Raw genomic sequence first — 24,247 nt, forward strand, 5'->3', positions numbered from 1 at the left:
CCCCCTTCGGGGGGAGAGAGGGGTCCCGGACTCTCCTCCCCCGAAGGGGGAGGTGTCAGCGGCTGAAGGCCGCTGACGGAGGGGGAGGGCTGACGCGTCGCGGGGCCTGCGTAGTGGTCGCCCTCCCCCCTCCCCGCCTTCGGCGGTACTCCCCCCTTCGGGGGGAGGGAGGGGTCCCGGACTCTCCTCCCCTGAAGGGGGAGGTGGCAGCGGCTGAAGGCCGCTGACGGAGGGGGAAGGCTGACGCGTCGCGGGGCCCACGTAGTGATCGCCCTCCCCCCTCCCCACCTTCGGCGCTACTCCCCCCTTCGGGGGGAGAGAGGGGTCCCGGACTCTCCTCCCCCGAAGGGGGAGGTGGCAGCGGCTGAAGGCCGCTGACGGAGGGGGAGGGCTGACGCGTCGCGAGGCCTGCGAACCGGGTCTGGCTAATTGCTAATTGCTAATTGCTAATTGCTAATTGCTGCGCAGCTACTCAACCGTCCAGGTGCCGCCGGAGGCGATGAGCTTGGCCAGGTCGCCGGGGCCCCGTGACTCCTGGGCGTGGTGGATCTGCTGTTGCAGCTCAGTCTCGTAGACGGCGCGTTCGACGCTGCGGAAGATGCCGAACGGTGTGGGGCCGGTGGGGCCGTGGCTGAGCCTGCTGATGGCGAATGCCGCCGCCGGGCTGTCGGCCTGGGCGTCGTGGACGTGGATGGCGTCGATGCCGACCTCGGAGACGTCGACCAGGCGGGCCGTGCCGCCTTCGATCACCACGCCCCACTCGTCGTCGGGTCCGAACACCACCGGCTTGCCGTGTTCGAGGTTGATGCGGTTGATGTCGCGCTCTTCCTTCGAGGTGAGGCGGATGAACGCCTTGTCGTTGAACACGTTGCAGTTCTGGAGGATCTCCACGAAGGCGGCCCCCTTGTGCTCGTAGGCCGCCTTGAGGACCTGCTGGGTGTGGTCACGGTCCATGTCGACGGTGCGGGCGACGAAGGTGGCCTCCGAGCCGAGGGCGACACTGATCGGGTTGAACGGATAGTCGACCGATCCCCACGGGCTCGACTTGGTGCGCTTGCCGACTTCTGAGGTCGGCGAGTACTGGCCCTTGGTCAGCCCGTAGATCTGGTTGTTGAACAGGAGCAACTTCAGATTGATGTTGCGACGCAGGGCGTGGATGAGGTGGTTGCCACCGATGGAGAGCATGTCGCCGTCGCCGCCGACGACCCATACCGACAGGTCGGGGCGGGAGACGGCCAGACCGCTGGCGATGGCAGGGGCACGGCCATGGATGCCATGCAGCCCGTAGGTGTTCATGTAATACGGGAATCGAGCGGCGCAGCCGATCCCGGACACGAAGACAACATCCTTGGGATCCACCCCCAGGCCGGCCATGAAGCTCTGCATGGAGGCGAGGATCGTGTAGTCGCCGCAGCCCGGGCACCAGCGGACCTCCTGGTCCGTCTGAAAGTCCTGGCGGCTGTACGCGGTGTCGGTCATGTTCCGATCAACTCCATGAGCTTGGCTTCGATTTCCGCAGCCTTGAACGGCTGGCCCTGAACCTTGCTGTACTGGATCGGGTCGAGCAGGTACTCGGCCCGGATGAGGCGCCACAGGTGGCCGCGGTTGAGCTCGGGAATGAGGATCCTGTCGTATCGGGCGAGCACCTCGCCGAGGTTCTTCGGGAAGGGGTTCATGTGGCGCAGGTGGACGTGGGCCACCTTGTACCCCTTGGCGCGCACTCGGCGGATGCCGGCGAGCACCGCCCCGTAGGTGGACCCCCAGCCGAGGACCACGATGTCGGCGTCCTCGTCCTGGGTGACCTCGATCAACGGTATGTCGTCGGCGATGCGCTTCACCTTCTGTTCACGCAGCAGCACCATCTTCTCGTGGTTCTTCGGGTCGTAGGAGACGTTGCCGGTGCCGTCCTCCTTCTCCAAACCGCCCAGGCGGTGCTCGAGTCCGTCCGTGCCGGGGACTGCCCACGGTCGGGCGAGCGTGGTCTCGTCCCGGAGGTAGGGGAGGAACGGGCCCTCGCCTTCCTGCGGTGGGGCGAACGGGAGGCTGATGTCGGGGAGGGTGTCGAGGTCGGGGAGCAGCCACGGCTCAGAGCTGGTGCCGATGTAGCCGTCGGAGAGCAGGATCACTGGGGTCATGTACTTGACGGCGATCCGGGTTGCCTCGATGGCTGCGTGGAAGGCATCGGCCGGCGTGGACGCCGACACCACGGGGAGCGGCGCCTCACCGTGCCGCCCGTAGAGGGCCATGAGCAGGTCGGCCTGTTCGGTCTTGGTGGGCAGGCCCGTGGAGGGCCCGCCGCGCTGCACGTTGACGATGATCATCGGCAGCTCCATCATTATCGCCAGCGAGATCGTCTCGCTCTTGAGGGCGAGGCCCGGGCCGCTGGTGCCGGTGACCCCGAGGTGGCCGCCGAAAGCGGCGCCCAACGCGGCTCCGGCTGCGGCGATCTCGTCCTCGGCCTGGAAGGTCCGCACCCCGAAGTTCCGCAGACGGGATAGGTCGTGGAGGATGTCGGATGCCGGGGTGATCGGGTACGAGGCGTAGAAGAGGGGAAGTTTGGCCGACTGGGCGGCAGCCACCAGACCCCACGCCATGCCCTGGTTGCCGGTGAGGTTGGTGTAGACCCCGGGGGCCATGTCGGCCGGTCGCACCTCGTAGGTGTGGCGGAACATCTCCGTCGTCTCACCGAGGTTGAACCCGGCCTTGAAGGCGAGGCGGTTGGCCTCACGTACTTCCTCTTCGCGGGCGAACTTCTTGTCGATCCACTCGAGAGTCGGCTCGAGGGGTCGGTTGAAGATCCAGGCCATGAGCCCGACGGCGAAGAAGTTCTTCGAACGCAACACGCCGCGACCGCGGATGCCGGATGGCTCCACCGCCTTCTGGGTGAGCTCCTCCATCGGGACCTGCAGCACCCGGTAGGAGTCGAGGCTGCCGTCGTCCAGGGGGTTCGTGGCGTAGCCTGCCTTGGTCAGGTTCCGTTCTTCGAACGCATCCGAGTTGATGATCAGCATGCCGGATGGCCGCAGATCGCCGAGGTTCGCCTTCAACGCGGCCGGGTTCATCACGACGAGTACGTCCGGCTGGTCGCCGGGGGTGAGGATGTCGCGATCGGCTATCTGGATCTGGAACGACGAGACCCCGGGAAGGGTGCCGGCAGGGGCGCGGATCTCGGCGGGAAAGTTGGGGAAGGTGCTCAGGTCGTTGCCGAAGATCGCCGAGGCGTCGGTGAAGCGGGCTCCCGCCAGCTGCATGCCGTCACCGGAGTCGCCGGCGAAGCGGATGGCGACGGCGCTGACGTTCTCGGTCTCGGTCGATGTGTCGATGGTGGACGCTTCGGACACGGTCCGGTCACTCCTACGGGTCAGGGTTTGGCGGACAATTGGTGCTCCCGACCGTGGGCCGGGGGCGTGATAGTGAGACGTCCTCCGAAATCGCGGTAGGTCATTGTATTCGACACGGTGAGCCTCCGGTTCTTCACGGCGCCAGCGCTCGCTCCACGATCATTCCAACACCGAGCAGCCTCGACTCATGCCACCACGGAGCGATCAACTGGAGCGACGACGGCGGCACTCCGTCAACGCCGACGGGGAGAGCCAGAGCCGGTACCCCGATCTGGTTGACCAGTGAGCAGAACCACGACAGAGCGAGCCGGTACGGCTCGGGCTCGCCGCCGGCGTCGACCATTGGGTTGCCGATCACCTTGCGTCGAGTGGCGGTCGTCGGCGTGGCCAGCAGGTCCACCTCGTCGAAGCAGGCGGTGGCGGCCCGACGCATGCGTGCCCGCCAGTCGCGGGCGACGGCCCGATCGGCGTCGGTCAGCGTCATGATCGGCTCGAGCCGCTGGCGCACCTCGGTCCCATAGGCCGACGGGTCGGCCTCGAACCATGCCCGGTGCACATCGGCGGCGCCCGCCCAGACACCGAGCGGGATCGGGCTCCCGTCGAAGTCGGGTGCGTCGATTTCGCGAACCGTGGCACCGAGGCCCGTGAGAGCGGTGCGCGCCCGTCGCCAGCCCTCGGCGACGCCCGCTTCGAGCGGCCGCTCGACCCACGGGTGCGGCACACCGACGGTGACACCGACGAGATCGGTTCTGGTCTCGGGAGGTTCGACCGGGTGGTCGGCCGACCACGGGTCGCCCCGGTGGTGTCCCGCCATGGCGGCGTAGGCGAGAGCGGCGTCGCCGACGGAGGCGGTGATCGGTCCAACCGTGTCGACCGACGGCTCCAGCGGGAACACGCCGGTGAGCGGGATCCGGCCGTGGGTGACTTTCAGGCCGACCAGCCCGCACAGGGCCGCCGGCACCCGAACCGACCCGCCGGTGTCGGTGCCGATGCCGATCGGGACGATGTCGGCGGCGACCGCGGCCGCCGAGCCGCCGGACGAGCCCCCGGCCGAGGTCGTCGGGTCGATGGGGTTTCGGACCGGTCCGAACCAGGCGTTCTCTGACGAGAAGCCGTAGGCGAACTCGTGGAGCAGGGTGCGGCCGACGATCACGGCACCCGCCGCCTCGAGCCGTTCCACCACCGTTGCCGAGCGGTTCGGCACCTCACGATAGAAGGAGGACCCGCAGGTGGTCGGAAGGCCGCGCTGATCGATGAGGTCCTTGACGGCCACCGGGACTCCGGCGAGCGGTCCCGGATCGCGACCGACGCGGACCGCCTCGTCGACCCGCGACGCGGCCGCCCGCGCCCCGTCGTGATCGATCAGCGTGAAGGCGTTCAGTTCGGTGGCGGCCTCGGCTCGTGCCAGCGCCTCGTCGACCACGTCGACAGCCCGCCGTGCTCCTGAGGTCACCGAGACGACGACGTCGGTGGCCCTCACTCGAAGTAGTCGATGGTCCGCTGCTGGGGGAACACCGAGATCCAGGGGATGCCAGTGGGAACCACCGTCGGCGTGCCGTCGGCGTCGAGCAGGGTGAAGGAATGGTCGTAGGCGTCCCGCTGCCACGATCCCTGCCAGACCCGACCGACGGCGAAGACCCACGCCGGACCCGAGCCGAGGGTTTCGATGGCCGGGACGTTGCTCCCCGTGCCTGACGGGTTACGCTCCAGGTACTGGGTGCCTTCGACGATGATGAGCACCTGGGCCCTGATTTGTTCACGCGTGCCGTCCTGGCGGGCCCACTCCTGGGGGGCGTCACCGATCCAGCGGGTGTACGCCACTTCCGTCGGGTCCCACACCCACCTGACGGTGGTGCCGTCGGCCCAGTGCATCTCGATCTCGGTGGCGGTGTCGTCCGGTATGCCCCACACGCCGATCTCGAACAGGGCAGTCGGTCGCTCGTTCGACCAGCCGCGGGCGACGGCCGTCGACCGGATCGACATCGTGTCGGCGAACAGGTTGTGGGGGGCACTGCGTCCCGACGCCCGGAAGAAGCCCTGCGACTCACCCACCAACCGCACGCTCCGGCTGACCGCGATCGACTGGATCCACGGCTGGCCTCCCGAGATGGCAATCGGGGTGCCCATGGCGGCGGCGAGCGCGGTGTCGGTAGGACGCAACGACCGGATGGGACCGATGAAGTCGCTCTCGTTGTCGTGGAACACCGCGATGAACCGGGTGAATCCCCCTTCGACGATCGTCTCGATCATCGCATCGGCGTTCCCGACCTCACCCTGCGGCCTCGCCAGTGGATGGTTGTCCACCTTGACCGCGATCGCTCCCCGGTCGAGATCGTCGGGATCGTCGGCAGGCAGCCCATTGAGCGGTGAGGCGTATTCGGGCGGGTAGGTGGTGACGGTGGTCAGGTCGCCCGGCCCGGTGGTCGACGTCGTCGCCCCGGCGGAGGTGGTCGTGGTGGCCGGTCCCGGTGAGGTGCGGTCCTTGGAGCCATCGGGGGTTCCCCCGCAGGCGGCGAGGACGAGCGCCAGGACAGCGGCGAGCGTGGCGGGAGCGCGGGTCATCGATGGTGGAGCGTAGTTTCGGCGCCCGGCTGTGCGTTCCCGGTCACCCGTTGTGGAGGTCGCGCCGCACCGGCGGCGGGAGGAGGGTGATCGCCCCGGTGACGAGTCCACCGCCCACCACGGCCGCCGCACTCTGCCAGAACCCCTCCGAACCGAGCGATGACAGGATCGCCGACGCGGTCACCCAGGTCAGGAGGCCGGCAACCGCTGCCAGGGGAAGGTTTCGCAGGGTGGTCCGCATCACCGGCCGGAGTTCTTCGGTGCCGGTCCGGCGGTACCACTCGACGGCGAGCAGCGCGGTGTACACGGTGATGGCGATGCTCGACGCCAGCGCCAGACCACTCAGCCCCATGGACCGGTTCAGCCACCAGTAGACCGGGAGGGCGACGATGGTGGCGACGGTGCCCAGGATCACCGGCGGCCACATCTGCTCACGGGCGAAGAAGCCGCGGGCGAGGATCTGCTGGATCCCCCACATCGGCACCCCGATGCCGAAGAGGACCACGGTGGCGGCGGTGGCGATGGTGTCGGAGGGCCCGAACGACCCCCGCTCGTAGAGCACCCGCACCACCGGCTCCGACAGGGCGATGAGCGCTGCGGCGGAGGCCAGGCTGAATACCACCACGTACCGGATCGCCCGCCCCACGGCAGCGGCGAGCTCGCGATGCTTGCCTTCTGCGGCGAGCCGGGCGAGGAACGGATAGGCGGCGACCCCTGCCGCCTGGGCGATCACCCCGACCGGGACCAGCATCGTCTGACGGCCGAACGAGAGCCACGACACGCCGCCGTCGCCGTGGAGCGACCCAAAGGCCCGCCCGAACTGCTCGTCGAGTACCACCAACGACTGGCCGAGCATGAGGGGGATGGCCAGGGCGAAGTAGCGCCGTACCGCCGGGTGCCGGCGGATGCCGCCAGCGGGGAACCTGAGACCGACCCGACGCGCCCCCCACACCTGGAGTACGAAGATGCCGAGGAAGGCGCCCACGACGGCACCCCAGGCGAACCCGTCGGCTGTCGGTCGACTGCTGCCCAGGGCACCGACGAGACCGCCGCCGATGATGGCGAGGTTGTAGACGATCGGTCCCAGAGCCGGGATCAGGAACCGCTCACGGGCGAACTGGACGGCGGTGAACAGCTGCCCGAGGATGAAGAACACCTGGGCGGGCAGGACGATCCGGGTCAGACGGGTCGCTTCGGCTATCTGGGCTTCGTCGAAGCCGGGCTCCACCAGGCGCAGTACGGCCGGCACCAGCGGCATGGCGACGACGACGAGGGCGGTCATCCCGATGGCCAAGGGCCGGGTCACCGCCCAGAAGGCCCGCCAAGCATCCTCGTCGTTCCCGACGGCGAACCGGCGGGTCAGGATCGGGATGAGCGTGATCGCCATGTAGGCACCGGCGAGCAGGTAGTTGAGGAGGTCGGGGATCAAGAAGGCGACGAAGTAGGCGTCGCCCTCGGCTCCCGGCCCGATGATGGCGGCGAAAACCACCTGTCGAACCAGCCCGAGGATGCGCGACAGCAGCACGCCGCCGCCGACGATCGCCGCGGCGATCCCCATCCGGCGGTAGAGAGAGCGACCGGGAGGGTCGGGCTGCTCGGGTACCGTCACGGGCGGCAAGGTACTCGCCGCAGCGGGTCCCGGGACGGACCGTCGCGCCGGTGGCTACTCGACGGTGGCGTCGCTGCGCCGCAGCAGCCACGCGGAGGCGGCGATGGCGAGCACCGCCAGCACCAGTGCCTTGGCGACGGCACCAGCTACCAGCTACCAGCCAGACGGGTGACGGGGGGCGGGCGACGGGTGACGGCGCCGTGGCTCAGTCGCCCAGGAGTCTCCGTATGGCTGCCTTGAAGCGCTCGCCGAAGGGCTCGGGCTCGCCGGCGGGAGTGGAGGATGTCGGGCTGCGTTCGGCCTTCGATTTGTAGTCGTCGCGCTCGGTGCGGAGCTCGGTGAGCCGTTCGCGCAGGAAGGCGGCCTCGGTTTCGGCGCGGGCGGCCCGTTCGCGGGCCTCGGCGAGTTGGACGCCGGCATCGTGGAGGTTGCCCAGCTGGTCCATGAGGCGATCCCAGGCGTCCCTCGGCACCAGCATGCCGGTCCCGTCCTCGGTCGGCCCGGTCCGGGCGGGGGGCGTGGAGGTCGATGCCGCCTGGGGCGCCGGTGCCGGGGCTGGTGCGGCCACCCGCCGTTCGTCGGCCAGGTGGCGTGCTATCGACTCGGCGGTCACCAGCCACATGCGCCCGCCCCTCGGTCCAGGCCCCATCACGGCGTTGATCGAACCGCCGCGTGCCCACGCGCGGAGTCGCTCTACCGACACACCAAAGCGCTGTTCCGCATCTTTGATGGTGATCCGATCCCCGAACTCGACGGCCTGGGATGCGGCCGGTGGGGCCGTCGACGGCTCTCCGGTTCGCCGGGGCGGGCGCCCCACCGCGTTCCGGTCCCAAACGAACGCCGGGTCGTCGGACATGAGGGAACGTTACCTGTTGCCGGTTGCCGGTTGCCTGTTGCCCGTTCCCGCTTGCCGGTTGCCGGTTGCTGGTTGCCGGTCGCCCGTCGCCCGTCGCCCGTCATCCGTCCTCCGGGTCTGGCTGGTAGCTGGTAGCTGGTAGCTGGCATGCAGCCGTCCGCGGCTGGCCCTGCGATACTTCCCCCGATGGCCCCTCGAGACCTACCCAGTGCCGATGACATTCGGATGCTCGTTGAGCGGGTGATCGACGGGGTCGGTTCGGCCCCTTCGGTCTCGCCTGCCGAGCCAACCGCCAAGGACGGCTGTGGCTGCGGATGTGAGGGTGGGGCCGTGGCCATCGGCGCCGACCATGGCGGCTTCCCCCTCAAAGAGCGCCTCGGCTTTCGTCTCCGTGAAGCGGGTCGCACGGTGGTGGACTGTGGCACCGACTCCACCGAAGCCGTCGACTACCCCGATTTCGCACGGGCGGTCGCCGAGAAGGTGGCATCGGGCGAGTGCGTCGTGGGCATCGCGATCGACGGCGCCGGCATCGGATCGTGCATGGTCGCCAACAAGGTCCCGGGCGTGCGAGCGGCGCTGTGCTACGACCTGTCGTCAGCGCGCAACAGCCGTGAGCACAATCACGCCAATGTCCTCACACTCGGGGCCGGGCTCATCGGCGACGGACTCGCCTGGCAGATCGTCGAGGAGTGGCTGGCCACCCCGTGGGGGGAGGGTCGGCACGCCCGCCGGGTGGCGATGATCGACGCCCTGGACCGAGACCGGCAGCACGCGGGGACGCCGTCGTGACCGACCGTGACGCCCTCATCGAGGCGGTGACCCGCGAAGTCCTCGCCGCCCTCGCCGGCGACGCCCTCGACGACTGTCTCACCTGTTTCGGCGACTGCGTCGCCCACTCGGCGTCCAAGGTTCGCGACGTGCTCGCCGCCGGGGCGACCCGAGTGTCGTATGTGGGGTCCGGTGCCGACGTCCCCACCGACCTCGCCGGGTTCATCGACCACACCCTTCTCCGACCCGACGCCACCGCCACCGAGATCGACCGCATGTGTGCCGAGGCGATCGAGTACGGGTTCGCGTCGGTGTGCGTCAACCCCACCTGGACGAAACGGGTCGCCGAGGCGCTGCGGGGCAGTCCGGTGGTCACCTGCGTGGTCGTCGGGTTCCCGCTCGGCGCCACCATGCCAGAGATCAAGGCCATGGAGGCGCGCCGGGCGCTCCGTGACGGGGCACGCGAGATAGACATGGTGTTGAATGTGGGTGCGCTCAAGTCGGGAGACCACGACCTGGTCCTGCGGGACGTCGCCGGGGTTTCCGAAGCGTGTCGGGAGGTCGGCGCCGTGTGCAAGGTGATCCTCGAGACCGCCCTGCTCACCGACGAGGAGAAGGTGATCGCCTCTCGGCTGGCGTCGGACGGCAAGGCCGACTTCGTCAAGACGTCGACCGGGTTCGGTCCGGGCGGAGCGACGGTCTACGACGTGGCGTTGATGCGCGAGGCCGTCGGACCCAAGATGGGGGTGAAGGCGTCGGGTGGCATCCGCAGCGCCGACGACGTGCGACAGATGATCGCGGCCGGGGCGACGAGAATCGGCGCCTCGGCGGGAGTGGAGATCGTGACCGGAGGGAGTTCCAGTGAGCGGTATTGACCTGAGGGGCTATGCGTTCCTCGACAGCCTGCAGCCCCAGTACGCAGCGTTCCTGGGGACCGTGGCCCAGGGATTCCTGCCGCTCGCCGGCGACGCCTCGCTGTACGTCGAGATCTCACCGGGCATCGAGATCAACCGCCTCACCGACGTCGCCCTCAAGGCAACCCAGGTGAAGCCGGCGATGCAGATCGTCGAGCGCTACTTCGGACTCCTGGAGGTCCACTCGCCGTCACAGGCGGAGACCCGCGCCGCCGGTGAGGCGATCCTCGCCGAGATCGGCGTCAAGGAGACCGACCGGATCAAGCCCCGCATCGCCTCCAGTCAGATCATCCGCCGGATCGACGATCACCAGGCGCAACTGATCAACCGGATGCGCCACGGCCAGATGATCATCCCCGGGCAGACCCTGTACCTCCTCGAGATGGAACCGGCCAGTTATGCCCCGCTCGCCGCCAACGAGGCAGAGAAGGCGGCCAACATCAGTGTCCTCGAGGTCAGGTCGTTCGGGTCGCTCGGCCGGGTCTATCTCGGTGGTGAGGAGAGCGACATCGACGTGGGGTGGCGGGCCGCGGTGGCGGCTCTGGAAGGCCTCGAAGGCAGAGAGATGACGTGACCGGGCATACGCTCGGCGTAGCAATCGAACACAGAGGGAGAGCGAGGGCCAATGGCTGAAGCACTCGGGATGATCGAAACCCGCGGGTTCACCGCGATGGTGGAGGCCGCCGACGCGATGGTGAAGGCGGCGAAGGTGGAACTGGTGGCGTATGAGAAGACCGGCGGCGGCTATGTGACCGCGGTGATCCGCGGCGACGTGGCGGCGGTCAAGGCCGCCATCGATGCCGGGACCCGCGGCGCCGAGAAGGTTGGCGAGGTCGTGTCGACGCACGTCATCGCCCGCCCGCACACCAACGTCGACCTCGTCCTGCCGCTCGGCAGGGCCGACGAGGCCGCCGCCGAGTCGTCCTAGGCGACCGGGGGAGACGCCGGTGCAGCTGGGACGCGTCGCCGGGACGCTGGTCGCATCCGACAAGGAGCCGACCATGGAGGGCCTCGCGTTCCTCGTGGTCCGGCAGATCGACGTCGAGGGCAACGACGCCTCGGGGTACGTGGTCGCCGTGGATGCGGTCGGCGCCGGGGTCGGCGAGATCGTCATGTACGCCTCTGGATCGTCTGCCCGGCAGACGGGAGTGACCCGCGACCGGCCCTGTGACGCGGTGATCATGGCGATCGTCGACACCTGGGAGGTCGGCGGCGACGTGAAGTACACGAAGTGACGCCCCGTTCCTTCTCCGAGGCCGAGGTCCAGGAGGTGATCGCCCGCGTTCGCCAGCGGCTCGGTGGTACCGCCGAGTCGGCACCGGCGCATCCCCGGGTCCCGGTCGACGTGCCGGAAGCCGAGCTCGGGTTGGGGGTGTTCGCCACCGTCGACGAGGCGGTCGCCGCCGCCCAGCGAGCCCAGGCGGCATACGACCGCGGGGGCACCGACCTGCGCGAGGCCGTGGTCGCCTCCATCCGCTCCTCGATGCTGGAGCATGCGCAGAGCCTTGCCGACATGGCTCACGAGGAGACCGGGCTAGGACGACCGGAAGACAAGGTCCGCAAGAACATCCTGGTAGCGACCCGGACTCCCGGACCGGAGGATCTCGAACCCCTCATCGAGACGGGTACCGACGGGATGATGCTCACCGAGCACGCCCCGTTCGGGATCGTCGGAGCGATCACGCCGACCACGAACCCGACGTCCACGATCATCAACAACACGATCGCCATCGTGAGCGGCGGCAACGCCGTCGTGTTCAACGCCCACCCCAACGCCAAGGGAGTCTCGGCCCACAACGTCCGGCTCCTCAACCAGGCGATCATGGCGGCAGGAGGACCGGCCGACCTGGTCACCGCGGTCGCCGTCCCGACCATCGAGAGCGCCCAGGCGCTCATGCACCATGCCGGCGTCGCGGTTCTGCTCGTCACCGGCGGTCCCGGAGTCGTCCGTGAGGCGCTGAACACCGACAAGCGGGCGATCACCGCCGGACCCGGCAACCCGCCGGCCGTGGTGGACGAAACGGCCGACGTCGAGCGGGCGGCGCGCGACATCGTCGCCGGCGCGTCGTTCGACAACAACGTGATCTGTACCGACGAGAAGACGGTCATCGCCCTGCGCTCCATCGCCGACAACCTGGTGCGAGCGATGGGGCGTAATGGCGCCCATGTGCTCAAGGAACACGAGCTGCGCAAGGTGGAGCGAGTGATCTTCGAGACCATGGGGCCGCCCGGGAAGCCCGGTGTGATCAACCGCTCGTGGATCGGGAAGAACGCCCGCGACATCGCCGCCGCCGCCGGGGTCGACGTCGAGGGCGATCCACGGCTGCTCGTCGCCGAGGTCCCCAACGAGCACAGCCTGGTGTGGACCGAACAGATGATGCCGGTGCTCCCGGTGACCTCTGTCCCTGACGTCGATAGCGCCATCGACCTCGCCATCAAATCGGAGCATGGGTTCCGTCACACCGCCTCGATCCACTCGAACAACGTGGCCACCATCACGCGAATGGCCCGGTCGATCAACGTGAGCATCTTCATCGCCAACGGACCCAACTACGCCGGATTGGGCCAGGGAGGAGAGGGGTTTACCTCGTTCTCGATCGCCAGCCCGAGCGGGGACGGGATGACCCGCCCCATCACCTTCACGCGGGAGCGGCGGATCGCCGTGGTCGGCGCATTGCGGATCGTGTGAGACGGCTTTGCCAGCTTCCAGCTTCCGGCTACCTGCCTCCGGCCGGAATCTCGGGAGATCACAGGCGCGGGGCTGCGCCATGACCGCGTTGGGGGTGCTCGAGTTCGAGTCGGTGGCGGTGGGGATCCTCGCCGGGGACGCGATGGTCAAGGCGTCGCCGGTGGCTTCGATCACCGCCGGGACCATCCACCCGGGCAGATATCTGGTCCAGGTCACCGGGGATGTGGCGTCGGTCGAGGAGGCACTGATCGCGGGGCGGGCGCGGGGGGCGGCGTTGATCGTCGACGAGGTGTTCCTTCCTGACGTCCACCCGGCCGTGGTGGCCGCGATCGGGAGTGTCCGCGGCGAACCATCCGGCGAAGCCCTGGGCATCCTGGAGACGGCAACGGTCTCGTCCGCGGTCGCTGTGGCCGATGCAGGGGTGAAGGCGGCGGCGGTGGTGCTCATGGAGCTCCATCTCGCCGACGACCTCGGGGGTAAGGCGTACGCGCTGTTCTCGGGATCGGTCGGCGACGTGGAAGTGGCCGTGGAGGCGGGGGGTGCCGCCGTCGGACCCGGCAGGGTGCTGCAGCAGGTGGTGGTCCCGATGCTCGCCTCCGAGATGGGGGACAATCTGTGGTCGGCGGCGCGGTTTGTCGACCGGATCGGGGAGTCGGATGCAACTGGCTGACGTCATCGGGACCGTGGTGGCGACGGAGAAGTCCGAGGGCTTGGAGGGGGTTCGATTCCTGATCCTCCAGCCCCTGGACCGATCTGGGGAGCCGAGCGGCGATCCGGTGGTGGCCGCCGATGCCCTGTTCACCGCCGGGGTCGGCGAACGGGTGTACTTCGTGTCGAGCCGGGAGGCCGCGGTGGCGCTGCCCGAGCAGTTCGTTCCCGTCGACCACGCCGTGGTCGGCATCGTCGACGAGGTGGAGATCCGGTGAAGCTCGGACGCATCAGCGGGACCGTGGTGTCCACCATCCAGCATCCGACCCTCGACGGACATCAGCTGCGCGTGGTCGATCTCCTCGACGTATCGGGTGTTCCGACCGGCGGGTATGTGATCGCCGTCGACGCGATCGGCGCCAGCCACGGTCAGACCGTTCTGGTGCTCGACGAGGGCTCCTCGGCGCGACAAGTCATGGCCGACGCCAACGCTCCGGTGAGGGCCATCGTGGTCGGGATCGTCGACGAGGTCCGGGTGGACGGGACCGACTTCGACGTCACCTGATCGCGGCCGGCGGAACGACGCGTCGGGGGTAGCCTCGGCACGGTGAGATCCCTCCTCGTCGCCGTATGCGTGGTCGCCCTCGCCGCCTGCGACCCATCGACGCCCACGCTCACCACGATGGACCCGTCGGGGACGACCACCACGCTGGCCAACGACACCTGCGACCGGCTGGCCACCGACACTGCGCGCTACCTCGAACTCGTCGTGGCGGTCCTTGACGAGACCCCACTCGACGACTTCAGGGACCGGGAGGCCTGGACGGAGTCGCTCCTCGCTCTCAAGGAGCAGGGTGATCTTCTCGATACCCGGGCCGACCGAATGCGCTGCGATCCGGCCCGGATCCAAGCGGAGGCGTTCGCCCGCGCCCGACTCGACCCCGAGAGCGGGCTCGCGGCGTACCTGCTCGAGTGGCTCGGCCAGGGGAGTGGGGAGTAGCGAGAGGCGAGGGGGAGAACGCTTAACGCTTAACGCTTAACGCTTAACGCAGGAGCGGGCCAATTTCTTGCGTTGAGCGTTAAGCGTTGTCCAGCAGCCGGGCGGCCCCCGTGTCTATGAGCCACACCACGTCGCGAGCTCGCGCGGTCACCCTTGCGGCGGGGAGGTCGCTCCCACCGCTCAGGACTTCGGCGACCGCTGATGCCTTCTCCTCTCCGGCGGCGAGGAACAGGGTCCGTCGCGCTCGGGTGAGGAGACCGAGGGTGGCGGTGAGACGCCAGCCCTTGTCGGGTACCAGTGTGGCGACGAAGTCACGGTCGGTGACGTCGAGGGCGTCGCTCCCCGGGAACAGCGACGCCGTGTGACCGTCGGATCCCATGCCGAGGATCACCATGCCCGGTTCGAGCCGTCCGCCGACACTCCTCAGGACGCTGCCGAGCATCGTCTCGTATTCGTCGGCTGCTTCGCTGGCGTCTTCACGCCACGGAACCTCGAGTAGCCGCGCCGGTATCCGATCGAACAGCGCCCGTCGGGCCATGCCGGCGTTGCTGTCGGGATGGTCGGTCGGGACATGCCGCTCGTCGGTCATCCAGGCGGCGACTTCCTGCCACGGGAGATCGCGGTCGGCGAGCAGCTCGTAGGCGCGCCGTGGGGTGGTGCCGCCGGCGAGTCCGAGAGTGTGGCCGTTGCCATCGAGGCCGAGCCACCCCTCCACTTCGTCGGCCGCCGCCTCGGCGAGAGCCTCCAGGGTGCTGAAGATGCGAACATGCATGCGGCGGGGGACAGTAGCGAGGGGCGAGGGGCGAGGGGCCAGCTACCGGCTGCCAGCTACCGGCTGCCAGCTACCGGCTGCCAGCAGTGTGCAGCGTGCAGCCGTCGACGGGCCTGCGTTGAGCGTTGAGTGTCGAGCGTTGGGTCCGTGTCGTAGCCTCTTCCCATGGCACGTCAGGTCGTGATCGAGTGGAGCGGTGGGGAGGTGCCCGCCAGTGTGGATGGGCCGGACGGTGCCTCGATCGGAATACTCCTTGCGCATGGCGCCGGGGCCGGCAGGAGCCATCCCTACATGGAGGGGTTGCGCTCACGGCTCGCCGCGGCGGGTTTCCTCGTCGTCGCCTTCGACTACCCGTACATGGCGGTGGGGCGGAAGGCGCCCGATCGTCTGCCGACCTTGGTCGCCGCCCATGAGGCCGCGGCGACTCACATGGAGGGTCTGGTCGATCGGGCGGTGATCGCCGGCAAGTCGATGGGCGGTCGAGTGGGATCCCACCTGTCTGGGTTCGATCGGTGGCCACGCCTCTTCTACGGGTATCCCCTGGTCGCGCTGGGCAAAACCGAGCCACGCGATACGACTCACCTGGATCGACTCACCGGGGCTTTGCTGTTCGTCCAGGGTGAGCGTGATCGCATGGCTCCGCTCGACCTGCTGCGGCCCGTCGTGGAGCGCCTCGGCGCCGCGCTACACGTGGTTCCCGATGCCGATCACTCGTTCAAGGTTCCCAAGAGGACCGGTCGCACCGAGGGGGACGTCCTCGACGAGCTGGTCTTGGTGACGAGTGAGTGGATAGGGCAGTAGCAATTCGCAATTCGCAATTCGCGATTCGCAAGAGTCAGGAGCCAGGTGCGCGGTGCTCTGTCGCCTCCGGCTATTCGGTGTTGGCGGCGAGGGTTCGCAGGAGTGACCGGTCCCGTTCGTAGGTGAGGCGGTCGATGGCCGCCGGAAACGGGAGCCACTCGATCCGGTCGACCTCGTCGTTGGGCTCGAACTCTCCACCGTCGGGGGTCATCGCCCAGTAGGTCACGACCTTCGGGAGTCCGGCCGACATGCGGTACTCGACGGTTCCCACGGATGCGCCGAGGCTGCACAGGTAGCCGGTCTCTTCACGCACCTCGCGCAGCGCCGCTTCGGCTTCGGTCTCATCGGGATCGGTCTTGCCCTTCGGGAACGACCAATCGTCGTAGTGGGGTCGGTGGACGACGAGCACCTCACGAACCCCGTCGAACGAGGTACGGGTCACGATGCCTCCGGCGGCGACGATCACGTTGGGGCTCGAGGCTGCATGGTCGGGGTCAGGGTACGCGCCGTGTGCCCGGGCTTCGGCGAGAGTCTGGAATCGACGGTGGGAGTCGACCCCCACTGTGGTCGGCACCTTGGTCCACCGGTCACCCTCCAGGGTCCAGGCGAGGCGATCGTCCGCCAGGTAGACGCGCAGTATCTCGTCGAGCCGCCGCCGCAGCCGTGGGTGCTGGATGGGAACGAGGGCTTCCACCCGTGCGTCCAGGTTCCGATGCATCATGTCTGCGGACCCGATCAGGTACTCGGCGGCGTCACCGACGCCGAATCGGAAGGCGCGGGAGTGCTCTAGGTATCGACCAATGATGGATCTGACGGTGATGGTGTCGGACATTCCGGCCACCTGCGGGCGCAGACAGCAGGTCCCCCGCACGATGAGATCGACCGGGGTACCGGCGGCAGATGCGGCGTACAGCTCTTCGATCACTGCCGAATCCACCAGGTGGTTGACTTTCATCGTGATGTGCCCGTCGGCACCGAGCGCCGCCTGGGCGCGGATGCGTTCGACGATCTCGTGCCGCAGAGTGACCGGAGCCACCAGTAACCGCCGGTACGACTCCCGGCGGCCTAGTCCGGTGAGAACGTTGAAGAGCTCGGTGAGGTCGGACCCGATGTCCTGGTCGGCGGTCAGCAGCCCCAGATCCTCATAGAGGCGCGCCGTCTTCGGGTTGTAGTTGCCGGTCCCGATGTGCGAGTACCGAACCAGCCGGTCGCCCTCCCGACGGACGACGAGGGCCACCTTGGCGTGGGTCTTGAGTCCCACCATGCCGTACACCACGTGAGCACCCGCCTCCTCCAGGATGCGTGCCCAGGCGATGTTGGCCTCCTCGTCGAACCGTGCCTTCAGCTCGACGATGACCACCACCTGTTTGCCGGCCCGCGCCGCGGAGACGAGCGAGTGCACGATCGACTGCTCGCCACCGAGCGCAGGGTCATCGGGGTCCGAGGTTCGATAGAGGGTCTGTTTGATGGCTACGACGTCGGGATCGCGGGCGGCGGCAGCGATGAAGGCGCCCACCGCGTTGGCGAAGGAGTCGTACGGGAGGTGGACCAGGATGTCGCGTTGGCGGATGCGATCGAAGATCGTCTCGTCGGGGCGCGGCATCAGGATCGGCTGGGTGGCCGCCACCGAAGGCTCGTGGCGGAGGTCGGGACGGCGCAGCGCCGCGATGGTCACCAGACCGGACAGCGCAAGCTGCCCGTCGGTGAGGTACACGTCCTGGTCGCGGATACGCATCTCGCTGCGCAGCAACTCGATGACGTGCTCGGGCATCGTCGGGTCGACCTCGAGGCGGACCACGTTGCTGAACCGATGGCGGGTCTCGAGCAGCTCCTCCATGGCCGAGACCAGGTCGTCGGTCTCGGCGATCGCCTGCTCGGCGCTCCGGGTGACGCGGAACGGGTGCGCGCTGAGCACGGTGCGTCCCGGGAACAGGCTGGCCACCTGGGAAGCGATCACCTGTTCGGTGGGCACGAACGTGGAACCGTCGTCGATGGGCAGATATCGGGGGAGCAGCGGTGGAACCTTCACCCGGGCGAACCGGGGGCTGCGGCCGGCGGAGTCGAGGACCGTCACGGCCAGGTTGAGGGATAGGTTTGAAATGTACGGGAACGGGTGGGACGGGTCCACGGCGAGCGGCGTGAGCATGGGGTAGATCGACGTCTCGAAGGTCTCCACGAGCGCCTTGGTGGCATCGTCGTCGAGTTCCTCCCAGTCGGCGATGACGATGCCGTGGGCCCGCAACCCCGGCCTGAGCTCGGCGTCGAACAGTCGTTGCATGCGGGCCTCGAGCGCCTGGACCCGCCCGCGGGCGATCAGTTGTTGCTCGTCCACTCCGAGCCCGTCGTCGGTCACGAGGGGCACGCCCGCCGCCGCCTTGTCGAGAAGGCTGGCGACCCGTACCTGGAAGAACTCGTCCAGGTTGGAGGCCACGATCGCCAGGAAGCGGACGCGCTCGAGCAGGGGCACGTTCGGGTCCTCGGCCACGGCGAGAACCCGATGCTGGAAGTCGAGGATCGACAGCTCACGGTTGGTGAGACGCTGGGCCACGACTAGATGGTCGGCGCGAACGGGTGTGGAGTCAATAGAAGATGCGGGTGCCGGGGGCCAGCCGCCCGGCACCAGGCCCCAGACGGACCGCTTTAGGGGTTCTCGAGGGCGGTGATCTTGGCGACGCGCCTGCGGTGGCGCTCGTCGCCCGAGAACCTTGCCTCTAAGAATGCGGTGACGATCTCGCGAGCCAGGTGGGTGCCGATCACCCGACTCCCCAAGGCGATGGCGTTGGCGTCATCGTGCTCGACCGCCTGGTGGGCGGTGTAGGTGTCGTGCGCCTGGGCGCATCGGATGCCGGCGAGCTTGTTGGCGGCGATGGCGGCACCCGCTCCGGACCCGCACACGATGATGCCGCGTTCGGCTTTGCCTGAAGCGATCGCCTTGCCAATCGCCGCGGCGTAGTCCGGGTAGTCGACAGGCTCGGTCGAGTGGGTTCCCAGATCGGTCACTGCATGGCCGGCGGCTGCGACGAACTGAGCCAGGAACTCTTTCATCTCGTAGCCGGCATGGTCGGCGGCGATGGCGACGCGCATGACACGAGGCTAGCGGGACCGCCCACCGGCCCTGGAGCCTGGAGCCTCGGGAGCGGTGCCGTGTGGCTTCGGATCGCGACGCCCGCCTTACACTCGACGCACGATGGACCAGTTCCTCGTCAGCGGCGGGACGCCCCTCGAAGGGTCGGTGGGCGTGTTCGGTGCCAAGAACGCAGCCCTCAAGCACCTGGTGGCGACGCTGCTCGCGCCCGGGGAGCATCGCCTCGACAACGTCCCACCCATCGTCGACGTCCGCTTGATGGCGCGGGTCGTTGGTCACATCGGCGCCGAGGTCGTCACCGAAGGGTCATCGGTGCGGGTGATCGTGCCCGAATCCTTGACGCCCGAGGCCCCCATCGACCTGGTGCGTCAGATGCGAGCCTCCATCCTGGTGCTCGGTGCCCTGCTCGCTCGGTGTGGGGAGGCACGGGTTGCCTTCCCCGGCGGTGACGACTTCGGGTCGCGGCCCATCGACATGCACCTGGACGGGCTGCGGTCCATGGGGGCGTCGTTCGAATTGGAGCACGGCGTTCTCGTCGCCTCGGCGCCGGGGGGCCTGGTCGGCGCCGAGGTCAGCCTCGACTTCCCGAGCGTGGGTGCTACCGAAAACGTGCTCCTGGCGGCAGTTCTCGCCCGCGGAACCACGACCATCATCAACGCAGCCCGCGAGCCCGAGATCCGTGACCTGGCAGAGGCGCTCGTCGCCATGGGTGCGGTGATCCGCGGGGCCGGCACCTCCACCCTCGAGATAGACGGCGTGGCACAGCTGCGGCCGAGCCGGCATCGTGTCGTCCCGGATCGTCTGGAAGCCGGGACGTTCCTGGTTGCCGGAGCCATCACCGGGGGCGACGTGACCGTGACCGATTGTGTCCCCGAGCATCTCCGGATGGAGCTGCGCAAGCTGGGAGAGGCCGGGTGCGAGATCGAGACGGGCAAGGACTGGATCAGGCTGGTCGGACCCGAGCGTCCCGCGGCCGTCGACTTCGCCACGCTGCCGTACCCCGGATTCCACACCGACATGCATCCTCAGATGGTGGCGCTGCTGTCGCTGGCGGCGGGGATCTCCGTGATGACCGAGAACATCTACGCCGCTCGGTTCCGTTATGTGGGGGAGCTGGTTCGGATGGGTGCCGACATCCAGTTGGAGGGTCAGCACGTGATCATTCGGGGCGTCGAACGTCTCAGTGGGTGCCCGGTGGATGCGTGTGACATTCGTGCCGGTGCCGCCCTGGTGCTGGCCGGCCTGGCCGCCGACGGCGAGACCACCGTGACCGAAGTGGGGCACATCGACCGCGGCTACACCGACTTCGAGGGCAGACTCGCGTCGCTCGGGGCGAAGATCGAAAGAGTGGCTGTGAGCTGAAGCTCACCGCCACTGCTAACAGCTAACAGCTAACAGCTCACAGCCAGACGCAGTTCTGGCTGGTAGCTGGTGGCTGGTGGCTGGTGGCTGGCTTCTACACTCGGGAATGGTTTCGCGAGCTGATGGGGTTTCAATCAGCGATGAGTGACGACAGCACGACCACGACGATCGACGACACGGCTGCGGCCGAGGTCGATCTCACGCTGCTCAACGAGACGCTCGAGTACATCCGCCCGGCGCTCCAGGCAGATGGCGGCGACCTCGTGCTCCTCGGCGTCGACGACGGCACCGTGAACCTCCAGCTGGTCGGGGCCTGCGGCGGATGCCCGATGTCCACGATGACGCTCACCGCCGGCATCGAACGGATCCTGATCGACCGGGTCCCCGGCATCACCGCGGTGAACGCGGTATAGAAACGCGACAACGCTCAACGCTCAACGCAAGACGGGCGGATCTCTGGCGTTGAGCGTTAAGCGTTAAGCGTTCCCGCGGTCTGATGACGCTCAACGCAGGACCGACTTCCTCTGGCGTTATGCGTTATGCGTTATGCGTTCCCGCGGTCTGATGACGCTCAAACGCTTGACGCTCAGCGCAGGACCGACTTCCTCTGGCGTTATGCGTTGAGCGTTGAGCGTTGGTTCTATCCTCGCCCTCGTGACTTCACCGGACCGCGCTGATTTGATCCCTGCCGTTGTTTCCGGGGATCGGCGTGCGCTGGCTCGGGTGCTGAGCATTTTCGAGGACCGACGCGAGGGGGTCGACAGCCTCGTCGCAGAGGCATTCGCCGTCGCGGTGCCGGCGCACCGGATAGGGATCACGGGTGCCCCGGGGGCCGGCAAGAGCACGCTGACCGACGCCCTGGTGGCCGAAACCAGGAGGCGGGGCAAGAACGTCGGTGTGCTCGCCGTCGACCCGACCAGCCCGTTCAGCGGTGGTGCCATCCTCGGTGACCGGGTGCGCATGCAGCGCCATGTGCTCGACGAGGGAGTGTTCGTGCGTTCGATGGCGAGCCGTGGCCACCTCGGTGGCCTCTCCCTGGCGGCTCCCCAGGCGTTGGTGGCCCTGGAGGCAGCGGGATTCGACCCGATCCTGGTGGAAACGGTGGGTGTCGGACAGGATGAGGTGGAGGTCGCCGCCCAGGCCGACACTGTGATCGTGGTGCTCACACCCGGCTGGGGCGACGGCGTTCAGGCGGCCAAGGCCGGGGTCCTCGAGATCGGCGATGTGTTCGCGGTCAACAAGGCCGACCGTCCGGGCGCCGCCGAAACCGTCTCCGACATCAAGGCGATGCTGGCGATGGGCCACCGTGGCGACTGGGTGCCACCCGTGGTGACGACCGTCGCCACGGAGGGGACCGGAGTCGTCGAAGTGTGGGAAGCGGTCATGGCGCATCGGGACCATCTCGGTGAGGCAGGGCTGGAGGAGCGCCGTTCCGCTCGTCGTCGTGCGGAGTTGAGCACTGCCGTCGTCGAGGGCTTCAGGCAGCGGGCGGCGGCGATGATCGACGCCGGTGGGGACGTGGTCGCCGACGTCGAAGCCGGTCGGATGGACCCGTGGACGGCCGCCCGCCGTCTGCTCGCCGCCGACTGATCGAGCGCAGGCTACGAACCGGAGAAGCGGGCCTGGCGCTTCTCGAGGAAGGCGGCGACCCCCTCGGCGGCGTCTTCGGTGGCGAATACCTCGGCGAATCCATCGGCCTCCAGGGCGAGAGCATCGGCGATCGGGAGGCCCAGTCCCCCGTTCATGACCCGCTTGGCCATCCCGAGGGCACGGGTCGGTCCCTCGGCCCAGGCCGCCGCCGCTGCCAACGCCTCCTCGAGGAGGGCTGCTGCCGGCACCACGCGGTCGGCCAAACCGATGGCGAGGGCCTCGTCGGCCTCGACCATCCGGCCCGAGTAGTTGAGGTCGCGCGCCTTCCCCAGCCCGATGAGGCGCGGGAGCCGTTGCGTCCCGCCCGCTCCGGGGATGATCCCCAGCTTGATCTCGGGTTGGCCGACCCTGGCATCGTCGGCGAGGAACCGGAAGTCGCAGGCCAGAGCAAGCTCCAGGCCCCCACCGAGGGCAAAGCCGCGCACCGCGGCGATCACCGGCTTGGGAAGCGACTCGATCTCGACGGTGAGGCGGGAGAGGTGGGTCCCGAGGTCGGCGGCCGATCCACCGCCGTCCATGGCCGCTTTGAAGGCGGTGATGTCGGCGCCGGCGGCGAAGTGCGGCGCTCCGGTGATCACGACGGCGCGCACGTCGGGCGCCGCCGCCTCGGCGACCGCAGTGTGGAGGTCTTCGATCAGCTCCCCGGAGAGGGCATTGACCGGGGGGCGTTCCAGGGTGATGACGGCGACGGCGTCATGGCGTGCGAGTGATGCGAGCGTCATGGCGGCCATGGTACGCCGGCTAGTCGTCGCCGCCCCCGGCGAGGCTCTGCTGGAAGCGTCGCAGGTTGCCTCGCCAGATGGCCCGCAGCACCGGGCCGGCGACGATGACGCCGATTGGACCTCCGAGATACCAGGGGAACCTGATCGACTCGGACCACACCATCCTGGTACCGCCCTCGTGCTCTTCGAGCCGAAACGATCCGGTTCCGGTGAACAGACCGCGATGGGCGACCCCCATGAGTCGTGGCGGATCCCACTGCGTGAACTCGATCACGTCGCGGGTGCGGAACGGTCCGACCCGGGTGGCGACGGCGAGAATGGTGCCAACACCGCGGGTCCTGGTGCCGGTGAACTCTGCCGACTCGGCATCGGCCATCCACTCGACGTGGCGTTCCACCGCTTCGAGTTCCCGCCACACCCGATCACGCGGCTGGGCGAGGTCGATGGAGAGGGTGATGCGGGGCACGGGCTCAGGGTACGGGCCCGCCGGGCGCATGCCGCTCGCATCGGTACGATCCCGATCCAATGGTCACCAAGCGCGGACGGACCTGGATCTCCCGGGGGGCTGTCGTCGCCGTCCTCGTGCTCGTCGCCCTCGTCGGAGGCGGGGTCTGGTACCACGCCGGGGAGATCGAACGGTCGGTGCTTCGACTGCCCGCGGGCCACGGCGCCCCGGAGCGGTTCGGGCCCGCTGCGACCCCCGGCGAGGTCGACGTGGCCTACACCGAGATCATCCTGGGCGGCCCCGCCGGCGACTACCCGACCTGGTTGATCGAGGGCGTGTCCGACCGGTGGGTGGTGTTCGTCCACGGGCTGGACGGTGACCGTCGCGAAGCGCTGCGAGTCCTTCCATCGCTGGTCGGTGCGGGGCATCCCGCGCTGGTCGTGTCCTATCGCAACGACGGCGACGGTCCCGTCGACGGCAGCGGTCGTCACACCCTCGGTGCGACCGAATGGCGGGACCTCGATCTGGCGGTGTCGTTCGCCGTGGCGAACGGCGCTGGCGACGTCGTCCTCTACGGCTTCGGAGCCGGGGCGTCCGTGATCGGCGCCTACTTGGCCAACGACCCTCTCGGTGTGGTCTCCGGGGTTGTGTTCGATGGTCCGTTGGTCGATGCCACGGACGCTGCTCTGGCGGTCTCCGCCCGCCGCCGGGTTCCAGCGTTGCTGGCACGCTGGGCTCGAGCCATGGTGACGTTCCGATTCGGCGTGGATCTCGCCTCCTCGAGTCTGCTGGGTCGCATCGACCACCTGACCATGCCGGTACTTCTGATCCACGGGGAGGCCGACGATCGCCATCCGGTCGCGTCGACCCGCCTTCTCGCCGACGCTCTCCCCGACGCGGTACTGCACATCGTGGACGGGGCTGGGCACGGCGAAGCCTGGAACGTGGGTCGGTTCGGCTATGAGTCGACGGTGCGAGCGTTCGTGCGCGATCTTCCGTCGGGTTCCGAGCCGTGACCACCGG

26 protein-coding genes are annotated in these 24,247 nt (G+C 68.6%); 15 read left to right on the forward strand and 11 right to left on the reverse strand.

From position 1 onward, the window contains the following. Nucleotides 1–468: 468 nt before the first annotated feature. The 6 genes from WEA29_01830 to WEA29_01855 form a co-directional block, all read right to left on the reverse strand. Nucleotides 469–1,479 (reverse strand): 2-oxoacid:ferredoxin oxidoreductase subunit beta, encoded by a 1,011-nt coding sequence (locus tag WEA29_01830; protein MEX2322494.1) that lies wholly within the window; start codon nt 1,477–1,479, stop codon nt 469–471. Beyond that, the gene (locus WEA29_01835) at nt 1,476–3,341 is read right to left on the reverse strand and encodes a 2-oxoacid:acceptor oxidoreductase subunit alpha (protein MEX2322495.1); all 1,866 of its coding nucleotides are present in this window, start codon (nt 3,339–3,341) and stop codon (nt 1,476–1,478) included. Before WEA29_01835 ends, WEA29_01830 begins: the two co-directional genes overlap by 4 nt. A 133-nt stretch (nt 3,342–3,474) precedes the next feature. After that, nucleotides 3,475–4,821 (reverse strand): amidase, encoded by a 1,347-nt coding sequence (locus tag WEA29_01840; GenBank protein MEX2322496.1) that lies wholly within the window; start codon nt 4,819–4,821, stop codon nt 3,475–3,477. Then, nucleotides 4,818–5,903: a DUF3048 domain-containing protein gene (locus tag WEA29_01845; GenBank protein MEX2322497.1), complete on the reverse strand. Its 1,086-nt coding sequence runs from the start codon at nt 5,901–5,903 to the stop codon at nt 4,818–4,820. The genes WEA29_01840 and WEA29_01845 overlap by 4 nt, the downstream gene beginning before the upstream one ends. Nucleotides 5,904–5,946: 43 nt before the next feature. Continuing rightward, entirely contained in the window at nt 5,947–7,512 is a 1,566-nt protein-coding gene (murJ, locus tag WEA29_01850) for a murein biosynthesis integral membrane protein MurJ (protein ID MEX2322498.1), read from the reverse strand. 205 nt (nt 7,513–7,717) lie between these two features. Next, nucleotides 7,718–8,368, reverse strand: a complete 651-nt coding sequence (locus WEA29_01855) for a helix-turn-helix domain-containing protein (GenBank protein MEX2322499.1) — start codon at nt 8,366–8,368, stop codon at nt 7,718–7,720. A 186-nt stretch (nt 8,369–8,554) separates the two neighbouring features. On the opposite strand from WEA29_01855, the gene rpiB (WEA29_01860) reads away from it, so the two are divergent. The 10 genes from rpiB (WEA29_01860) to WEA29_01905 all read left to right on the forward strand — a co-directional run bounded on the left by rpiB (WEA29_01860) (nt 8,555) and on the right by WEA29_01905 (nt 14,387). Continuing rightward, entirely contained in the window at nt 8,555–9,157 is a 603-nt protein-coding gene (gene rpiB / locus WEA29_01860) for a ribose 5-phosphate isomerase B (GenBank protein ID MEX2322500.1), read from the forward strand. Then, complete coding sequence (gene deoC, locus WEA29_01865) at nt 9,154–10,011, forward strand: deoxyribose-phosphate aldolase (GenBank protein ID MEX2322501.1); 858 nt, start codon at nt 9,154–9,156, stop codon at nt 10,009–10,011. Before rpiB (WEA29_01860) ends, deoC begins: the two co-directional genes overlap by 4 nt. Further along, nucleotides 9,998–10,624 carry a hypothetical protein gene (locus tag WEA29_01870; protein ID MEX2322502.1) on the forward strand — a complete coding sequence of 209 codons (627 nt, stop codon included), beginning with the start codon at nt 9,998–10,000 and terminating at the stop codon, nt 10,622–10,624. The genes deoC and WEA29_01870 overlap by 14 nt, the downstream gene beginning before the upstream one ends. Before the next feature lie 51 nt (nt 10,625–10,675). Continuing rightward, entirely contained in the window at nt 10,676–10,978 is a 303-nt protein-coding gene (locus tag WEA29_01875; GenBank protein ID MEX2322503.1) for a BMC domain-containing protein, read from the forward strand. 19 nt (nt 10,979–10,997) lie between these two features. Further along, nucleotides 10,998–11,285, forward strand: a complete 288-nt coding sequence (locus WEA29_01880; protein MEX2322504.1) for a EutN/CcmL family microcompartment protein — start codon at nt 10,998–11,000, stop codon at nt 11,283–11,285. Next, a complete protein-coding gene (locus tag WEA29_01885) occupies nt 11,282–12,739 on the forward strand; it encodes an aldehyde dehydrogenase family protein (GenBank protein MEX2322505.1) in 1,458 nt (485 codons plus the stop codon). Before WEA29_01880 ends, WEA29_01885 begins: the two co-directional genes overlap by 4 nt. A 79-nt stretch (nt 12,740–12,818) precedes the next feature. Next, nucleotides 12,819–13,409, forward strand: a complete 591-nt coding sequence (locus tag WEA29_01890; protein ID MEX2322506.1) for a BMC domain-containing protein — start codon at nt 12,819–12,821, stop codon at nt 13,407–13,409. Further along, nucleotides 13,396–13,665, forward strand: coding sequence for a EutN/CcmL family microcompartment protein (locus WEA29_01895; protein ID MEX2322507.1), 270 nt, complete (start codon nt 13,396–13,398; stop codon nt 13,663–13,665). The genes WEA29_01890 and WEA29_01895 overlap by 14 nt, the downstream gene beginning before the upstream one ends. Then, complete coding sequence (locus WEA29_01900; GenBank protein MEX2322508.1) at nt 13,662–13,952, forward strand: EutN/CcmL family microcompartment protein; 291 nt, start codon at nt 13,662–13,664, stop codon at nt 13,950–13,952. Before WEA29_01895 ends, WEA29_01900 begins: the two co-directional genes overlap by 4 nt. Nucleotides 13,953–13,994: 42 nt before the next feature. Beyond that, a complete protein-coding gene (locus WEA29_01905) occupies nt 13,995–14,387 on the forward strand; it encodes a hypothetical protein (GenBank protein MEX2322509.1) in 393 nt (130 codons plus the stop codon). A 79-nt stretch (nt 14,388–14,466) separates the two neighbouring features. Here WEA29_01905 and pgl read toward each other — a convergent pair whose 3' ends face one another. Next, nucleotides 14,467–15,159 carry a 6-phosphogluconolactonase gene (pgl, locus tag WEA29_01910; protein MEX2322510.1) on the reverse strand — a complete coding sequence of 231 codons (693 nt, stop codon included), beginning with the start codon at nt 15,157–15,159 and terminating at the stop codon, nt 14,467–14,469. A gap of 165 nt (nt 15,160–15,324) precedes the next feature. Here pgl and WEA29_01915 point away from each other — a divergent pair, with 165 nt between their 5' ends. Further along, nucleotides 15,325–15,960, forward strand: coding sequence for an alpha/beta family hydrolase (locus WEA29_01915; GenBank protein MEX2322511.1), 636 nt, complete (start codon nt 15,325–15,327; stop codon nt 15,958–15,960). A 70-nt stretch (nt 15,961–16,030) separates the two neighbouring features. Here the strand turns inward: WEA29_01915 and ppk1 are convergent, their stop codons facing one another. Further along, nucleotides 16,031–18,508, reverse strand: coding sequence for a polyphosphate kinase 1 (gene ppk1, locus WEA29_01920; protein MEX2322512.1), 2,478 nt, complete (start codon nt 18,506–18,508; stop codon nt 16,031–16,033). Nucleotides 18,509–18,600: 92 nt separating this feature from the next. Then, nucleotides 18,601–19,044: a ribose 5-phosphate isomerase B gene (gene rpiB, locus WEA29_01925; GenBank protein ID MEX2322513.1), complete on the reverse strand. Its 444-nt coding sequence runs from the start codon at nt 19,042–19,044 to the stop codon at nt 18,601–18,603. A gap of 103 nt (nt 19,045–19,147) precedes the next feature. On the opposite strand from rpiB (WEA29_01925), the gene murA reads away from it, so the two are divergent. From murA to meaB, 3 genes are all read left to right on the forward strand, one after another. Then, nucleotides 19,148–20,407, forward strand: coding sequence for a UDP-N-acetylglucosamine 1-carboxyvinyltransferase (gene murA, locus WEA29_01930; protein ID MEX2322514.1), 1,260 nt, complete (start codon nt 19,148–19,150; stop codon nt 20,405–20,407). Between the two features lie 140 nt (nt 20,408–20,547). Then, nucleotides 20,548–20,820 (forward strand): NifU family protein, encoded by a 273-nt coding sequence (locus tag WEA29_01935; GenBank protein MEX2322515.1) that lies wholly within the window; start codon nt 20,548–20,550, stop codon nt 20,818–20,820. Nucleotides 20,821–21,061: 241 nt separating this feature from the next. Then, a complete protein-coding gene (meaB, locus tag WEA29_01940) occupies nt 21,062–21,997 on the forward strand; it encodes a methylmalonyl Co-A mutase-associated GTPase MeaB (protein ID MEX2322516.1) in 936 nt (311 codons plus the stop codon). A gap of 11 nt (nt 21,998–22,008) precedes the next feature. Here the strand turns inward: meaB and WEA29_01945 are convergent, their stop codons facing one another. Both WEA29_01945 and WEA29_01950 read right to left on the reverse strand, forming a co-directional pair. Next, nucleotides 22,009–22,779: an enoyl-CoA hydratase-related protein gene (locus tag WEA29_01945; GenBank protein ID MEX2322517.1), complete on the reverse strand. Its 771-nt coding sequence runs from the start codon at nt 22,777–22,779 to the stop codon at nt 22,009–22,011. A 19-nt stretch (nt 22,780–22,798) separates the two neighbouring features. Then, complete coding sequence (locus tag WEA29_01950) at nt 22,799–23,245, reverse strand: SRPBCC family protein (protein ID MEX2322518.1); 447 nt, start codon at nt 23,243–23,245, stop codon at nt 22,799–22,801. 59 nt (nt 23,246–23,304) lie between these two features. On the opposite strand from WEA29_01950, the gene WEA29_01955 reads away from it, so the two are divergent. Further along, complete coding sequence (locus tag WEA29_01955; GenBank protein MEX2322519.1) at nt 23,305–24,240, forward strand: alpha/beta hydrolase; 936 nt, start codon at nt 23,305–23,307, stop codon at nt 24,238–24,240. Nucleotides 24,241–24,247 lie beyond the last annotated feature (7 nt).

This window comes from Acidimicrobiia bacterium (assembly GCA_040902765.1).
Taxonomy (GTDB): domain Bacteria; phylum Actinomycetota; class Acidimicrobiia; order Spongiisociales; family UBA11373; genus DATKBG01.

What these genes read in the sequence shown, in the direction of transcription:
- WEA29_01830 (MEX2322494.1), bottom strand. Translation starts at nt 1,479, where the DNA reads ATGACCGACACCGCGTACAGCCGCCAGGACTTTCAGACGGACCAGGAG.
- WEA29_01845 (MEX2322497.1), bottom strand. Translation starts at nt 5,903, where the DNA reads ATGACCCGCGCTCCCGCCACGCTCGCCGCTGTCCTGGCGCTCGTCCTC.
- WEA29_01855 (MEX2322499.1), bottom strand. Translation starts at nt 8,368, where the DNA reads ATGTCCGACGACCCGGCGTTCGTTTGGGACCGGAACGCGGTGGGGCGC.
- rpiB (MEX2322500.1), top strand. Translation starts at nt 8,555, where the DNA reads ATGGCCCCTCGAGACCTACCCAGTGCCGATGACATTCGGATGCTCGTT.
- WEA29_01875 (MEX2322503.1), top strand. Translation starts at nt 10,676, where the DNA reads ATGGCTGAAGCACTCGGGATGATCGAAACCCGCGGGTTCACCGCGATG.
- WEA29_01890 (MEX2322506.1), top strand. Translation starts at nt 12,819, where the DNA reads ATGACCGCGTTGGGGGTGCTCGAGTTCGAGTCGGTGGCGGTGGGGATC.
- WEA29_01895 (MEX2322507.1), top strand. Translation starts at nt 13,396, where the DNA reads ATGCAACTGGCTGACGTCATCGGGACCGTGGTGGCGACGGAGAAGTCC.
- pgl (MEX2322510.1), bottom strand. Translation starts at nt 15,159, where the DNA reads ATGCATGTTCGCATCTTCAGCACCCTGGAGGCTCTCGCCGAGGCGGCG.
- WEA29_01915 (MEX2322511.1), top strand. Translation starts at nt 15,325, where the DNA reads ATGGCACGTCAGGTCGTGATCGAGTGGAGCGGTGGGGAGGTGCCCGCC.
- rpiB (MEX2322513.1), bottom strand. Translation starts at nt 19,044, where the DNA reads ATGCGCGTCGCCATCGCCGCCGACCATGCCGGCTACGAGATGAAAGAG.
- murA (MEX2322514.1), top strand. Translation starts at nt 19,148, where the DNA reads ATGGACCAGTTCCTCGTCAGCGGCGGGACGCCCCTCGAAGGGTCGGTG.
- WEA29_01935 (MEX2322515.1), top strand. Translation starts at nt 20,548, where the DNA reads ATGAGTGACGACAGCACGACCACGACGATCGACGACACGGCTGCGGCC.
- WEA29_01945 (MEX2322517.1), bottom strand. Translation starts at nt 22,779, where the DNA reads ATGACGCTCGCATCACTCGCACGCCATGACGCCGTCGCCGTCATCACC.
- WEA29_01955 (MEX2322519.1), top strand. Translation starts at nt 23,305, where the DNA reads ATGGTCACCAAGCGCGGACGGACCTGGATCTCCCGGGGGGCTGTCGTC.